The following is a 15,675-nucleotide window of genomic DNA, read 5'->3' on the forward strand; positions in this document are numbered from 1 at the left end:
AAGGCGGTCGTACCGTCGGCGCTGGCGTAGTAGCGAAGATTATCGAATAAGTAGTTGATTTCTCTCGATCAGGCCGGCATAATGGTCGGCCTGATAAGCTTTTAGGTCAGTAGCTCAATTGGCAGAGCGACGGTCTCCAAAACCGTAGGTTGGGGGTTCGATTCCCTCCTGACCTGCCAGATTCACCTCGTGTGTCTGGCTTTCTTTTCACAGGATCTTCCTAGATGACTCCCAAGGCTGAAGCCCAAGACTCTCGTTTTGATCTGCTCAAGTGGCTGGCTGTTGTCGCTTTGGTAGTCGTTGGTGTTGTGGGTAACCAGTATTACTCTGCTTCGCCGATTCTGTACCGCGTACTTGCACTGCTTGCCCTTGCTGCTGTAGCTGGCTTTGTTGCCCTGCAGACCGCCAAAGGCAAGTCGTTCTTTGCGCTGGCAAAGGAAGCTCGCACCGAGATTCGTAAAGTCGTATGGCCAACCCGCCAAGAAACCACGCAGACCACGCTCATCGTAGTGGCGGTTGTCCTGGTGATGGCGTTGCTGCTGTGGGGTCTCGACTCCCTGCTGGGTTGGTTGATTTCCTTGATTGTTGGCTAAGGGTGTCCCGTGGCTAAGCGTTGGTACGTTGTGCATGCTTACTCGGGTTACGAGAAGCATGTCATGCGCTCGCTGATCGAGCGCGTAAAGCTGGCTGGCATGGAAGATGGCTTCGGCGAAATTCTGGTCCCCACTGAAGAAGTGGTTGAGATGCGCAATGGCCAGAAGCGCAAAAGCGAGCGTAAGTTCTTCCCAGGTTATGTGCTGGTCCAAATGGACATGAACGAAGGGACTTGGCACTTGGTCAAGGACACCCCTCGCGTCATGGGCTTCATCGGTGGTACTGCAGACAAGCCTGCACCGATCACCGACAAGGAAGCCGAGGCCATTCTGCGTCGCGTTGCCGATGGCAGCGACAAGCCGAAGCCGAAGACTCTGTTCGAGCCGGGCGAAGTGGTCCGTGTTATCGATGGTCCGTTTGCTGATTTCAACGGTACCGTTGAAGAAGTTAACTACGAGAAGAGCCGGATCCAAGTGGCCGTGCTTATTTTCGGTCGCTCTACCCCGGTAGAGCTCGAGTTCAGCCAGGTCGAGAAGGTCTAGCCGAACAAAGCATCCCATACCCCGCAGCCCTATGTGCTGCGGGGTTTTGTCGTCACTGGGATAAAACGCAAGTCATCCGGGGAGCCATCTGGCGTTCGTACCCGATATTGGAGTAGCTCATGGCTAAGAAGATTCAGGCTTACATCAAGCTGCAAGTAAAGGCCGGCCAGGCCAACCCAAGCCCACCCGTTGGTCCAGCACTGGGTCAACACGGTGTGAACATCATGGAATTCTGCAAGGCCTTCAACGCCCGTACCCAGGGTCAAGAAGCCGGCCTGCCGACTCCTGTGATCATCACTGTTTACAGTGACCGCAGCTTCACCTTCGAAACCAAAAGCACCCCTGCTTCGGTTCTGCTGAAGAAAGCAGCTGGCCTGACCAGCGGTTCTGCACGTCCGAACACCGTTAAAGTCGGTACTGTGACCCGTGCTCAGCTGGAAGAGATCGCAAAAACCAAAAATGCTGATCTGACCGCTGCTGACATGGATGCGGCCGTGCGTACCATCGCCGGTTCCGCTCGCAGCATGGGCCTCAACGTGGAGGGTGTGTAATGGCTAAGCTGACCAAGCGCCAAAAGGCCATTGCTTCGAAAATCGAAGCAGGCAAAGTCTACAACTTCGAAGAAGCAGCAGTGCTGCTGGCCGAACTGTCCACCGTGAAGTTCAGCGAATCCTTCGACGTTGCTGTCAACCTCGGTGTTGACCCACGTAAATCCGACCAGGTCGTACGTAGCGCTACCGTGCTGCCACACGGCACTGGCAAGACCGTACGTGTAGCTGTCTTCACCCAGGGTCCTGCTGCCGAGGCCGCTCTGGCTGCCGGCGCTGACCGCGTTGGTATGGACGATCTGGCTGCCGAAATGAAAGGCGGCGACCTGAACTATGACGTCGTTATTGCTTCCCCGGACGCAATGCGTGTTGTAGGTCAGCTGGGTCAGGTTCTGGGTCCTCGCGGCCTGATGCCTAACCCGAAAGTCGGTACCGTAACTCCAGACGTAGCCACCGCGGTTAAAAACGCCAAGGCTGGTCAGGTTCGTTATCGCACCGACAAAAACGGCATCATCCACACCTCCGTTGGCAAAATCGGCTTTGAAGCTGGCAAGCTGAAGGAAAACGTTGAAGCCCTGATCGCTGATCTGAAGCGTATCAAGCCAGCTTCCTCGAAAGGTATCTACGTCAAGCGCGTTACCCTGAGCACCACCATGGGCCCAGGTCTGGTCATCGACCAGAGCTCGCTGAACGCGTAAGACAAAACCCGGTGCGAGTGATCGCACCAGGTTGAAAAATTGGGGTCCCTGCCTGGCGGGGGCTATCCAAGACCGTAGGCGACGCAAGTCTTAAACCACAAGCCTACGCAGATGGTGCCCCTGGTTCCTTACCGAATCAGACACCAAAACGACATCCGGCCCCGGCTGGATGAAACGGTAACAAGCAGGAGTTTTACCCGTGGCAATTAAACTCGAAGACAAGAAGGCCATCGTCGCTGAAGTCAACGAGGCTGCCAAAGTCGCTCTGTCTGCTGTCGTGGCTGATGCCCGTGGCGTGACTGTAGGCGCAATGACCGGACTCCGTAAAGAGGCTCGTGAAGCTGGCGTTTACGTACGTGTTGTACGTAACACCCTGCTCAAGCGCGCTGTTGCTGACACTGAATTCAGTGTCCTCAACGACGCCTTCACCGGCCCTACCCTGATCGCGTTCTCCAACGAACACCCGGGCGCTGCTGCCCGTCTGTTCGCAGAATTCGCCAAGGGTCAGAGCAAGTTCGAGATCAAGGCAGCTGCGTTCGACGGCAAGTTCCTTGCCGCAAACCAGATCGACGTGTTGGCTTCGCTGCCGACCCGCGACGAAGCTATTGCAAAGCTGATGAGCGTGATCCAAGGCGCTACCAGCAAGCTGGCTCGTACTCTGGCAGCCGTTCGCGACCAGAAAGAAGCTGCTGCAGCCTAAGGCGCAGAAAGCACTTTCGAAATCATACGTTTAATTTGATGGCTGCGTAGGCTGTCACCCCAATACAGGATTTAAGTCATGTCTCTGACTAACGAGCAAATCATCGAAGCAATCGGCCAGAAAACCGTTCTGGAAGTTGTTGAGCTGATCAAAGCAATGGAAGAAACCTTCGGCGTTACCGCTGCTGTTGCCGCTGCTGGCCCAGCTGCTGCCGCTGCCGTTGTTGAAGAACAAACCGAGTTCAACGTTGTTCTGGTTGCCGCTGGCGACAAGAAAGTAAACGTGATCAAGGCTGTTCGCGAACTGACCGGCCTGGGCCTGAAAGAAGCCAAGGAAAAGGTTGATACCGCTCCTCAGGTTGTTGCTGAAGGCGTTTCGAAAGAAGCTGCTGACAAAGCTAAAGCTGACCTGGAAGCAGCAGGCGCTACCGTCGAACTGAAATAATTTCGACTGTGCGTCTCCAGCCCGAGCGACAAGCGAAAGGCTGATGGCTGGTGGCTCTTGCCACCGGCCTTTTTCCGTTATTGGCGGCTGACCAGGTCGGCGCTGATAACGAGCTGCAACCACCAATGATGGTGGCGCAAACCAAGGGGTTTGCACGATTTTCTGGCTGCTCCCGTCGGGAGAAGCCAAACAAGCAGGTGACCAAGCTGGGGAACGCTGATGGCTTACTCATACACTGAGAAAAAACGTATCCGCAAGGACTTTAGCAAGTTGCCGGACGTCATGGATGTGCCTTACCTCCTGGCCATCCAGCTGGATTCGTATCGTGAATTCTTGCAAGCGGGAGCGACCAAAGATCAGTTCCGCGACGTGGGCCTGCATGCGGCCTTCAAATCGGTTTTCCCGATCATCAGCTACTCCGGCAATGCTGCCCTGGAGTACGTTGGCTATCGTCTGGGCGAACCGGCTTTTGATGTCAAAGAATGCGTACTGCGTGGCGTGACCTACGCGGTGCCGCTGCGGGTAAAAGTCCGCCTGATCATTTTCGACAAAGAATCGTCGAACAAAGCGATCAAGGACATCAAAGAGCAAGAAGTCTACATGGGTGAAATCCCCCTGATGACTGAAAACGGTACCTTCGTAATCAACGGTACCGAGCGTGTTATCGTTTCCCAGCTGCACCGTTCGCCGGGCGTATTCTTCGATCACGACCGCGGCAAGACGCACAGCTCTGGCAAACTGCTGTACTCGGCGCGGATCATTCCTTACCGCGGCTCGTGGCTGGACTTCGAATTCGATCCGAAAGACTGTGTATTCGTCCGTATCGACCGTCGTCGCAAACTGCCTGCGTCGGTTCTGCTGCGCGCGCTGGGCTACAGCACTGAAGAAGTGCTGGACGCTTTCTACACCACCAACGTTTTCCACGTGTCGGGCGAGAAGCTCAGCCTGGAGCTGGTGCCTCAGCGCCTGCGTGGTGAAGTTGCGGTCATGGACATCCATGACGAAACCGGCAAGGTCATTGTCGAGCAAGGTCGTCGTATCACTGCTCGCCACATCAACCAGCTGGAAAAAGCTGGCGTCAAGCAGCTGGACGTGCCGCTGGAATACGTCCTGGGCCGCACTACCGCCAAGGCGATCGTGCACCCGGCTACCGGCGAGATCCTGGCTGAGTGCAACACCGAGCTGAGCACCGACGTCCTGGTGAAAATCGCCAAGGCCCAGGTTGTGCGCATCGAGACCCTGTACACCAACGACATCGACTGCGGTCCGTTCATCTCGGATACCCTGAAGATCGACTCCACCAGCAACCAACTGGAAGCGCTGGTCGAGATCTATCGCATGATGCGTCCTGGCGAGCCGCCAACCAAGGATGCCGCCGAGACCCTGTTCAACAACCTGTTCTTCAGCGCCGAGCGTTACGACCTGTCGGCCGTAGGCCGCATGAAGTTCAACCGTCGTATCGGTCGCACCGAGATCGAAGGTTCGGGCGTGCTGAGCAAGGAAGATATCGTCGAGGTCCTCAAGACCCTGGTCGACATCCGTAACGGCAAAGGCATCGTCGACGACATCGACCACCTCGGTAACCGTCGCGTCCGCTGTGTCGGCGAGATGGCCGAGAACCAGTTCCGCGTTGGCCTGGTGCGTGTAGAGCGCGCGGTCAAAGAGCGTCTGTCGATGGCAGAAAGCGAAGGCCTGATGCCTCAGGACCTGATCAACGCCAAGCCGGTAGCGGCGGCGGTGAAAGAGTTCTTCGGCTCCAGCCAGCTCTCGCAGTTCATGGACCAGAACAACCCGCTGTCCGAGATCACCCACAAGCGTCGTGTCTCTGCACTCGGCCCTGGTGGTCTGACCCGTGAGCGCGCAGGCTTCGAAGTCCGTGACGTACACCCGACCCACTACGGCCGCGTGTGCCCGATCGAGACCCCTGAAGGTCCGAACATCGGTCTGATCAACTCCCTGGCGGCATACGCTCGCACCAACCAGTACGGCTTCCTGGAAAGCCCGTACCGCGTGGTGAAAGAGGGCGTGGTTACCGACGACATCGTGTTCCTGTCGGCGATCGAAGAAGCTGATCACGTCATCGCCCAGGCTTCGGCCACGATGAACGAGAAGAAGCACCTGATCGATGAGCTGGTAGCTGTTCGTCACCTGAACGAATTCACCGTCAAGGCGCCGGAAGACGTCACCCTGATGGACGTTTCGCCGAAGCAGGTAGTTTCGGTTGCAGCGTCGCTGATTCCGTTCCTCGAGCACGACGACGCCAACCGTGCGTTGATGGGTTCGAACATGCAGCGTCAGGCTGTACCAACCCTGCGCGCCGACAAGCCGCTGGTCGGTACCGGCATGGAGCGCAACGTTGCCCGTGACTCCGGCGTTTGCGTCGTGGCCCGTCGTGGCGGCGTGATCGACTCCGTCGATGCCAGCCGTATCGTTGTTCGCGTTGCCGATGACGAAGTTGAAACCGGTGAAGCCGGTGTCGACATCTACAACCTGACCAAATACACCCGTTCGAACCAGAACACCTGCATCAACCAGCGTCCGCTGGTTAACAAGGGTGACGCGGTTCAGCGTGGCGACATCATGGCCGACGGCCCGTCCACCGACATGGGTGAACTGGCGCTGGGTCAGAACATGCGCATCGCGTTCATGGCGTGGAACGGCTTCAACTTCGAAGACTCCATCTGCCTGTCCGAGCGTGTTGTTCAGGAAGACCGCTTCACCACGATCCACATCCAGGAACTGACCTGTGTGGCCCGTGACACCAAGCTTGGCCCAGAGGAAATCACCGCGGACATCCCGAACGTCGGTGAAGCTGCGCTGAACAAGCTGGACGAAGCCGGTATCGTTTATGTTGGTGCTGAAGTTGGCGCTGGCGACATCCTGGTCGGCAAGGTCACGCCAAAAGGCGAAACCCAGCTGACTCCGGAAGAAAAACTGCTGCGCGCAATCTTCGGTGAGAAAGCCAGCGACGTTAAAGACACCTCCCTGCGCGTGCCTACCGGCACCAAAGGTACTGTCATCGACGTGCAGGTCTTCACCCGTGATGGCGTCGAGCGCGACAGCCGTGCGCTGTCCATCGAGAAGATGCAGCTGGACGAGATCCGCAAGGACCTCAACGAAGAGTTCCGCATCGTCGAAGGCGCAACCTTCGAGCGTCTGCGTTCGGCCCTGAACGGCCAGGTTGTCGACGGTGGTGCAGGCCTGAAGAAAGGCACTGTGATCACCAACGAAGTCCTGGACGGTCTGGAGCACGGCCAGTGGTTCAAACTGCGCATGGCCGAAGACGCGCTGAACGAGCAGCTCGAGAAGGCCCAGGCCTACATCGTTGATCGTCGCCGTCTGCTGGACGACAAGTTCGAAGACAAGAAGCGCAAGCTGCAGCAGGGCGATGACCTGGCACCGGGCGTACTGAAGATCGTCAAGGTCTACCTGGCAATCCGTCGCCGCATCCAGCCGGGCGACAAGATGGCCGGCCGTCACGGTAACAAAGGTGTGGTCTCGGTGATCATGCCGGTCGAAGACATGCCGCACGACGCCAACGGTACTCCGGTCGACGTGGTCCTCAACCCGTTGGGCGTACCATCGCGTATGAACGTCGGTCAGATCCTCGAAACCCACCTGGGCCTGGCGGCCAAAGGTCTGGGCGAGAAGATCAACCGCATGCTCGAAGAGCAGCGCAAGGTCATCGAGCTGCGCAAGTTCCTCACCGAGATCTACAACGAGATCGGTGGACGTCAGGAACAACTGGAGACCTTCTCCGACCAGGAAATCCTGGACCTGGCGAAGAACCTCAAAGGCGGTGTGCCAATGGCCACTCCAGTCTTCGACGGTGCCAAGGAAAGCGAGATCAAGGCCATGCTGAAACTGGCAGACATGCCAGAAAGCGGTCAGATGCAGCTGTTCGACGGTCGTACCGGCAACAAGTTCGAGCGTCATGTGACCGTTGGTTACATGTACATGCTCAAGCTGAACCACTTGGTGGACGACAAGATGCACGCGCGTTCCACTGGTTCTTACAGCCTGGTTACCCAGCAGCCGCTGGGTGGTAAGGCGCAGTTCGGTGGTCAGCGTTTCGGGGAGATGGAAGTGTGGGCGCTGGAAGCATACGGCGCGGCATACACCCTGCAAGAAATGCTCACAGTGAAGTCGGACGACGTGAACGGTCGGACCAAGATGTACAAAAACATCGTGGACGGCGATCACCGTATGGAGCCGGGCATGCCCGAGTCCTTCAACGTGTTGATCAAAGAGATTCGTTCGCTCGGTATCGATATCGATCTGGAAACCGAATAACACGTGACGCGAATCGGGAGCGTGGCTGAAAAGCCCGCTCCCTGCTCCGCCAGGAGGAAAGGCCTTGAAAGACCTACTGAATTTGCTGAAAAACCAGGGTCAAGTCGAAGAGTTCGACGCCATCCGTATCGGATTGGCCTCGCCTGAGATGATCCGTTCGTGGTCGTTCGGTGAAGTTAAAAAGCCGGAAACCATCAACTACCGTACGTTCAAACCTGAGCGTGACGGCCTGTTCTGCGCCAAGATCTTTGGCCCAGTCAAGGACTACGAGTGCCTGTGCGGTAAGTACAAGCGCCTGAAACACCGCGGCGTGATCTGCGAGAAGTGCGGCGTTGAAGTCGCCCTGGCCAAGGTTCGTCGTGAGCGCATGGCGCACATCGAACTGGCTTCGCCGGTTGCCCACATCTGGTTCCTGAAATCGCTGCCGTCCCGTATCGGCCTGCTGATGGACATGACCCTGCGTGATATCGAGCGCGTTCTCTACTTCGAGAGCTATGTCGTTATCGACCCGGGCATGACCACCCTGGAAAAAGGCCAGCTGCTTAACGACGAGCAGTACTTCGAAGCGCTGGAAGAGTTCGGTGACGACTTCGACGCCCGCATGGGTGCCGAGGCTGTCCGCGAGCTGCTGCACGCTATCGACCTGGAGCACGAGATCGGTCGCCTGCGCGAAGAGATTCCGCAGACCAACTCGGAAACCAAGATCAAGAAGCTGTCCAAGCGTCTGAAACTGATGGAAGCCTTCCAGGGCTCGGGCAACCTGCCTGAGTGGATGGTCCTGACCGTTCTGCCGGTTCTGCCGCCAGACCTGCGTCCACTGGTTCCGCTGGATGGCGGTCGCTTCGCGACTTCCGACCTGAACGACCTGTATCGTCGGGTGATCAACCGTAACAACCGTCTGAAGCGCCTGCTCGACCTGTCCGCGCCGGACATCATCGTGCGCAACGAAAAGCGCATGCTGCAGGAAGCGGTCGACGCCTTGCTGGATAACGGCCGTCGCGGTCGTGCCATCACCGGCTCGAACAAGCGTCCTCTGAAATCCCTGGCCGACATGATCAAGGGTAAGCAAGGTCGTTTCCGTCAGAACTTGCTCGGTAAGCGCGTTGACTACTCCGGCCGTTCGGTAATTACCGTAGGTCCGACCCTGCGTCTGCACCAGTGCGGTCTGCCGAAGAAAATGGCTCTCGAGCTGTTCAAGCCGTTCATTTTCGGCAAGCTGGAAATGCGTGGTCTGGCGACCACCATCAAGGCCGCCAAGAAGATGGTCGAGCGCGAGCTGCCAGAGGTCTGGGACGTTCTCGCCGAAGTGATTCGCGAACACCCCGTACTGCTCAACCGTGCGCCGACCCTTCACCGTCTGGGTATCCAGGCCTTTGAACCGGTACTGATCGAAGGTAAGGCTATCCAGCTGCACCCGCTGGTCTGTGCTGCGTACAACGCCGACTTCGACGGTGACCAAATGGCCGTTCACGTGCCGCTGACGCTGGAAGCCCAGCTCGAAGCGCGCGCGCTGATGATGTCGACCAACAACATTCTGTCGCCAGCCAACGGTGAGCCAATCATCGTTCCGTCGCAGGACGTTGTACTGGGTCTGTACTACATGACCCGTGAAGCCATCAACGCCAAGGGCGAAGGTCGCGTGTTCGCCGACCTGCAGGAAGTCGACCGCGTATTCCGCGCCGGCGAAGCTGCCCTGCACGCCAAGATCAAGGTTCGTATCAACGAAACCGTCAACGATCGTGATGGCGGCAGCGTCAAGAACACCCGTATCGTCGACACTACTGTCGGCCGTGCGCTGCTGTTCCAGGTTGTACCGCCAGGTCTGTCGTACGACGTGGTCAACCAGCCAATGAAGAAAAAGGCGATCTCCAAGCTGATCAACCAGTGCTACCGCGTGGTTGGTCTGAAAGAGACCGTGATCTTCGCTGACCAGCTGATGTACACCGGTTTTGCCTACTCGACCATCTCCGGCGTTTCCATCGGTGTTAACGACTTCGTTATCCCGGATGAAAAAGCCCGCATCATCGGTACCGCTACCGACGAAGTGAAAGAGATCGAGAGCCAGTACGCCTCCGGCCTGGTAACCCAGGGCGAGAAGTACAACAAAGTCATCGACTTGTGGTCCAAGGCGAACGACGAAGTTTCCAAAGCGATGATGGCCAACCTCTCGAAAGAGAAAGTCATCGACCGCAACGGCGACGAAGTCGAGCAAGAGTCCTTCAACTCGATGTACATGATGGCTGACTCCGGTGCCCGGGGTTCGGCAGCTCAGATTCGTCAGCTGGCCGGTATGCGTGGTCTGATGGCCAAGCCGGACGGCTCGATCATCGAGACGCCGATCACCGCGAACTTCCGTGAAGGTCTGAGCGTACTCCAGTACTTCATCTCGACTCACGGTGCTCGTAAGGGTCTGGCGGATACCGCGTTGAAAACCGCGAACTCCGGTTACCTGACTCGTCGTCTGGTAGACGTTGCCCAGGATCTGGTGGTTACCGAGATCGACTGCGGCACCGAGCAAGGCCTGCTGATGACGCCGCACATTGAAGGCGGCGACGTTGTAGAGCCGCTGGGTGAGCGTGTACTGGGTCGTGTTATCGCCCGTGACGTGTTCAAGCCAGGCACCGACGACGTTATCGTTCCGGCCGGTACCCTGGTCGACGAGAAGTGGGTCGAATTCATCGAGCTGAACAGCATCGACGAAGTGATCGTGCGTTCGCCGATCAGCTGCGAAACCCGCTACGGCATCTGCGCCAAGTGCTACGGTCGCGACCTGGCTCGCGGTCACCAGGTGAACATCGGTGAAGCGGTCGGCGTTATCGCTGCCCAGTCGATCGGTGAGCCGGGTACCCAGCTGACCATGCGTACGTTCCACATCGGTGGTGCTGCAAGCCGGACCTCGGCTGCCGACAGCGTCCAGGTGAAGAACGGCGGTATGGTTCGCCTGCACAACCTGAAACAGGTTGAGCGTGCCGACGGTAACCTGGTTGCCGTATCGCGTTCCGGTGAGTTGGCGATTGCCGACGAATTCGGTCGTGAGCGTGAGCGTTACAAGCTGCCTTACGGTGCGGTCATTTCCGTGAAGGAAGGCGACAAGGTCGACGCTGGCGCAATCGTCGCCAAGTGGGACCCGCACACCCACCCGATCGTTACCGAAATGAAAGGTACCGTGACCTTCGTGGGCATGGAAGAAGGCATCACCATCAAGCGTCAGACTGACGAATTGACTGGTTTGACCAACATTGAGGTTCTGGACGTCAAAGACCGTCCGGCTGCAGGCAAGGAAATCCGTCCTGCAATCAAGATGGTCGACGCCAATGGCAAGGATCTGCTGCTGCCAGGTACCGACGTACCGGCTCAGTACTTCCTGCCGGCGAACGCCCTGGTTGGTGTGGCTGACGGTGCCCAGATCGGCGTCGGTGACGTTATCGCGCGTATCCCGCAAGAAACGTCGAAGACCCGTGACATCACCGGTGGTCTGCCACGGGTTGCCGACTTGTTCGAAGCCCGTCGTCCGAAAGAAGCCTCGATTCTGGCTGAAGTCAGCGGCACCATCGCCTTCGGTAAAGAGACCAAGGGCAAGCGCCGTCTGGTCATCACCCCGAACGATGGCAGCGATCCGTACGAAGAGCTGATTCCGAAGTGGCGTCACCTGAACGTCTTCGAAGGCGAACAGGTTAACCGCGGCGAAGTTATCTCCGACGGTCCAAGCGATCCGCACGACATCCTGCGTCTGCTGGGTGTAAGCGCGCTGGCCAAGTACATCGTCAACGAGATTCAGGACGTTTACCGTCTGCAAGGCGTGAAGATCAACGACAAGCACATCGAGACCATCCTGCGTCAGATGCTGCGTAAAGTTGAGATCACCGAGTCCGGCGATTCCAGCTTCATCAAGGGCGACCAGATGGAACTGACCCAGGTGCTGGTAGAGAACGAGCGTCTCGGCGCAGATGACAAGTTCATCTCCAAGTTCTCGCGCGTACTGCTGGGTATCACCAAGGCCTCGCTGTCCACCGAATCGTTCATCTCGGCGGCTTCCTTCCAGGAAACCACCCGCGTACTGACCGAAGCGGCGGTAACCGGCAAGCGCGATTACCTGCGCGGCCTGAAAGAAAACGTGGTCGTGGGTCGTCTGATCCCGGCCGGTACCGGTCTGGCCTACCACAGCGAGCGCAAGCGTCGCCGTGATGCCGACAAACCGCTGCGCGTAAGTGCCAGTGAGGTGGAAGCCGCACTGACCGAAGCGCTGAATTCCAGCGGTAACTGAAAGTAGGATAGGGCCCCGGCAAACCTGTTTTGGCCATCGGCGACATAATTTGTTGCCGATGACTGGAAGGGGAGGGCCGGGGCCTTGTCTTGACTGGGGGCAAGATCCTCTTTAGACTCTTGTACCCCTAAATTTGGTGGGACTCCGTCCTGCCAATTTTTGCTTTTCTTGCAAGACAATAGCGTCGCAAGACAACAGTGGAGCTAGTAGATGGCAACTATCAACCAGCTGGTACGTCAGCCGCGTAAGCGTATCGTCGAGAAATCCGACGTTCCTGCGCTGCAGAACTGCCCGCAACGTCGTGGCGTGTGCACCCGTGTGTACACCACCACGCCGAAAAAACCTAACTCGGCACTGCGTAAAGTTTGCCGTGTGCGTCTGACCAACGGTTTCGAGGTTTCCTCGTACATCGGCGGTGAAGGCCACAACCTGCAAGAGCACAGCGTCGTACTGATCCGTGGCGGTCGTGTAAAAGACTTGCCAGGTGTTCGTTACCACACCGTTCGCGGCTCCCTGGATACCTCCGGCGTCAAAGGTCGTAACCAAGGTCGTTCGAAGTACGGTACCAAGCGTCCGAAGTAATCGGCCGTTTGTCGCAGTTTGCAGTTATCAATTTTATTGAGTCGATAAGAGTAAGGTCGGGCACGCACCCTTAAGGGGCACTGTCCCGGGCTAACCTGAAGACCGTTTGAGGGCTTATCAATGCCAAGACGTCGTGTAGCAGCCAAGCGTGAGATTCTGGACGATCCAAAATACGGAAGCCAGATCCTCGCCAAGTTCATGAACCACGTAATGGAAAGCGGCAAAAAAGCCGTTGCCGAGCGTATCGTTTACGGTGCACTGGACAAGGTTAAAGAACGCAAGAACAGCGATCCCCTGGAAATCTTCGAGAAAGCTCTCGACGCCATCGCTCCGCTGGTCGAAGTTAAGTCGCGCCGTGTTGGCGGTGCCACTTACCAGGTTCCTGTTGAAGTTCGTCCATCCCGTCGTAACGCCCTGGCAATGCGCTGGTTGGTAGACTACGCCCGCAAGCGTGGCGAGAAGTCCATGGCTCTGCGCCTGGCTGGCGAGCTGCTGGATGCTGCTGAAGGCAAAGGTGCTGCAGTCAAGAAGCGTGAAGACGTACACCGTATGGCCGAAGCCAACAAAGCGTTCTCGCACTACCGCTTCTAATTCTGGCATCACTATTTTTGCGAGGGCTCTATGGCTCGTACTACACCAATCAACCGCTACCGTAACATCGGTATTTGCGCGCACGTTGACGCGGGCAAAACTACCACTACCGAGCGGATCCTGTTCTACACAGGCCTGAGCCACAAGATGGGCGAGGTGCATGACGGCGCCGCGACCACCGACTGGATGGTGCAGGAGCAGGAGCGGGGTATTACCATTACCTCCGCTGCTGTTACCACCTTCTGGCAGGGTTCCCGTGGCCAGTATGACAACTACCGCGTAAACGTCATCGATACCCCCGGCCACGTTGACTTCACCATTGAAGTAGAACGTTCGCTGCGCGTACTCGACGGCGCGGTCGTTGTGTTCTGCGGCACGTCCGGCGTTGAGCCACAGTCCGAAACCGTATGGCGTCAAGCCAACAAGTACGGCGTTCCACGTGTTGTTTACGTGAACAAGATGGACCGTGCCGGTGCCAACTTCCTGCGCGTCGTAGGTCAGATCAAGAACCGTCTGGGTCACACCCCGGTTCCTGTTCAGCTGGCCATCGGTTCGGAAGATAACTTCCAGGGTCAGGTCGACCTGATCAAGATGAAGGCTATCTACTGGAACGACGACGACAAAGGCACCACTTATCGCGAGGAAGAAATTCCTGCCGATATGCTGGAGCTGGCTGAAGAGTGGCGCGCCAATATGGTCGAAGCCGCTGCCGAAGCCAACGAAGAGCTGATGAACAAGTACCTTGAAGAAGGTGAGCTGACCGTCGAAGAAATCAAAGCCGGTCTGCGCGCGCGCACCCTGGCCAGCGAGATCGTCCCGGCTGTCTGCGGTTCGTCGTTCAAGAACAAGGGCGTTCCCCTGGTTCTCGACGCCGTTATCGACTTCCTGCCTGCTCCGACCGAAATCCCGGCGATCAAGGGTATCCACCCTGATCTGATCGAGAAGCCGAAAGAAGAGCTGGTTGACGCCGACTACGACGAGCGTCATGCCGACGACAACGAGCCGTTCTCGGCTCTGGCGTTCAAGATTGCCACCGACCCGTTCGTGGGTACTCTGACCTTCGTCCGCGTTTACTCGGGTATGCTGCAGTCCGGCGACTCCGTGATCAACTCGGTCAAGGGCAAGAAAGAGCGCGTTGGTCGTATGGTGCAGATGCACGCCAACCAGCGTGAAGAAATCAAAGAAGTACTGGCAGGCGACATCGCTGCTCTGATCGGCATGAAGGACGTCACCACCGGTGACACCCTGTGCAACGCCGACAAGCCGATCATCCTCGAGCGTATGGACTTCCCGGAGCCTGTGATCTCGGTAGCTGTTGAGCCGAAGACCAAGCAAGACCAGGAAAAGATGGGTATCGCACTGGGCAAGCTGGCTCAGGAAGACCCGTCGTTCCGCGTCAAAACCGACGAAGAAACCGGCCAGACCATCATCTCCGGTATGGGTGAGCTTCACCTGGACATCCTCGTTGACCGCATGAAGCGCGAGTTCAACGTCGAAGCCAACATTGGTAAGCCACAGGTTTCGTACCGCGAGCAGATCACCAAGGACAACGTCGAGATCGAAGGTAAGTTCGTTCGTCAGTCCGGTGGTCGCGGTCAGTTCGGTCACTGCTGGATTCGCTTCTCGCAGCCAACAGTGGACGCACAAGGCAACATCACCGAAGGCCTGGAATTCACCAACGAGGTTGTAGGTGGTGTGGTTCCTAAGGAATACATCCCGGCGATCCAGAAGGGTATCGAAGAGCAGATGAAGAACGGCATCGTTGCCGGCTATCCGCTGATCGGCCTGAAGGCTACCGTGTTTGATGGTTCCTACCACGACGTCGACTCCAACGAGATGGCGTTCAAGGTGGCGGCCTCCATGGCGACCAAGCAACTCGCAGCCAAAGGCGGCGGTAAAGTGCTTGAGCCGATCATGAAGGTAGAAGTTGTGACCCCTGAGGACTACATGGGTGACGTGATGGGTGACCTGAACCGTCGTCGTGGTCTGATCCAGGGTATGGAAGATTCGGTGTCCGGCAAGGTTGTCCGTGCTGAAGTTCCGCTCGGAGAAATGTTCGGTTATGCGACCGACGTTCGTTCCATGTCTCAGGGTCGCGCGAGCTACTCCATGGAATTCTCCAAATACGCCGAAGCTCCGTCGAATATCGTCGAAGCACTCGTTAAAAAACAAGGCTAATCCAGCCCTTTAGGCAAGAGGTTCACTGTCGTGGCTAAAGAAAAATTTGATCGTTCCCTTCCGCACGTCAACGTTGGCACCATCGGTCACGTTGACCACGGTAAAACCACTCTGACCGCAGCTCTGACTCGCGTCTGCTCCGAGGTTTTCGGTTCGGCCGTCGTCGAATTCGACAAGATCGACAGCGCTCCAGAAGAGAAAGCTCGCGGTATCACCATCAACACCGCACACGTCGAGTACA

General features: G+C 57.3%; 12 protein-coding genes and 1 tRNA gene. All 13 read left to right on the forward strand.

Annotation, left to right across the window (positions count from 1 at the left end; all coding sequences use genetic code 11):
• Positions 1-103 precede the first annotated feature (103 nt).
• Positions 104-179, forward strand: a tRNA-Trp gene (locus UB48_RS26230).
• 45 nt (positions 180-224) lie between these two features.
• The gene (secE, locus tag UB48_RS26235) at positions 225-593 is read left to right on the forward strand and encodes a preprotein translocase subunit SecE (RefSeq protein ID WP_045202238.1); all 369 of its coding nucleotides are present in this window, start codon (positions 225-227) and stop codon (positions 591-593) included.
• Positions 594-602: 9 nt separating this feature from the next.
• Complete coding sequence (gene nusG / locus UB48_RS26240) at positions 603-1,136, forward strand: transcription termination/antitermination protein NusG (protein ID WP_010220294.1); 534 nt, start codon at positions 603-605, stop codon at positions 1,134-1,136.
• A 119-nt stretch (positions 1,137-1,255) separates the two neighbouring features.
• Positions 1,256-1,687 carry a 50S ribosomal protein L11 gene (gene rplK / locus UB48_RS26245; RefSeq protein ID WP_010220295.1) on the forward strand — a complete coding sequence of 144 codons (432 nt, stop codon included), beginning with the start codon at positions 1,256-1,258 and terminating at the stop codon, positions 1,685-1,687.
• Positions 1,687-2,382 (forward strand): 50S ribosomal protein L1, encoded by a 696-nt coding sequence (gene rplA, locus UB48_RS26250; RefSeq protein ID WP_045202241.1) that lies wholly within the window; start codon positions 1,687-1,689, stop codon positions 2,380-2,382. The genes rplK and rplA overlap by 1 nt, the downstream gene beginning before the upstream one ends.
• Before the next feature lie 199 nt (positions 2,383-2,581).
• Positions 2,582-3,082, forward strand: coding sequence for a 50S ribosomal protein L10 (rplJ, locus tag UB48_RS26255; protein ID WP_045190247.1), 501 nt, complete (start codon positions 2,582-2,584; stop codon positions 3,080-3,082).
• A 78-nt stretch (positions 3,083-3,160) separates the two neighbouring features.
• Positions 3,161-3,526 carry a 50S ribosomal protein L7/L12 gene (gene rplL, locus UB48_RS26260; RefSeq protein ID WP_043861936.1) on the forward strand — a complete coding sequence of 122 codons (366 nt, stop codon included), beginning with the start codon at positions 3,161-3,163 and terminating at the stop codon, positions 3,524-3,526.
• A gap of 219 nt (positions 3,527-3,745) precedes the next feature.
• Complete coding sequence (gene rpoB / locus UB48_RS26265; RefSeq protein ID WP_045202245.1) at positions 3,746-7,819, forward strand: DNA-directed RNA polymerase subunit beta; 4,074 nt, start codon at positions 3,746-3,748, stop codon at positions 7,817-7,819.
• Between the two features lie 64 nt (positions 7,820-7,883).
• Positions 7,884-12,083, forward strand: a complete 4,200-nt coding sequence (gene rpoC / locus UB48_RS26270; protein ID WP_045202248.1) for a DNA-directed RNA polymerase subunit beta' — start codon at positions 7,884-7,886, stop codon at positions 12,081-12,083.
• Between the two features lie 210 nt (positions 12,084-12,293).
• Positions 12,294-12,665 (forward strand): 30S ribosomal protein S12, encoded by a 372-nt coding sequence (gene rpsL, locus UB48_RS26275; RefSeq protein WP_003186084.1) that lies wholly within the window; start codon positions 12,294-12,296, stop codon positions 12,663-12,665.
• 120 nt (positions 12,666-12,785) lie between these two features.
• Positions 12,786-13,256 carry a 30S ribosomal protein S7 gene (gene rpsG / locus UB48_RS26280; protein WP_008089143.1) on the forward strand — a complete coding sequence of 157 codons (471 nt, stop codon included), beginning with the start codon at positions 12,786-12,788 and terminating at the stop codon, positions 13,254-13,256.
• Between the two features lie 30 nt (positions 13,257-13,286).
• Positions 13,287-15,434 (forward strand): elongation factor G, encoded by a 2,148-nt coding sequence (gene fusA, locus UB48_RS26285; RefSeq protein WP_045202252.1) that lies wholly within the window; start codon positions 13,287-13,289, stop codon positions 15,432-15,434.
• A gap of 30 nt (positions 15,435-15,464) precedes the next feature.
• On the forward strand, positions 15,465-15,675 hold a 211-nt coding region (locus tag UB48_RS27555), incomplete at its 3' end, for a GTP-binding protein (RefSeq protein ID WP_007952081.1).

This window comes from Pseudomonas sp. 2(2015), assembly GCF_000955865.1.
In the GTDB taxonomy this organism is placed as follows: Bacteria; Pseudomonadota; Gammaproteobacteria; order Pseudomonadales; family Pseudomonadaceae; genus Aquipseudomonas.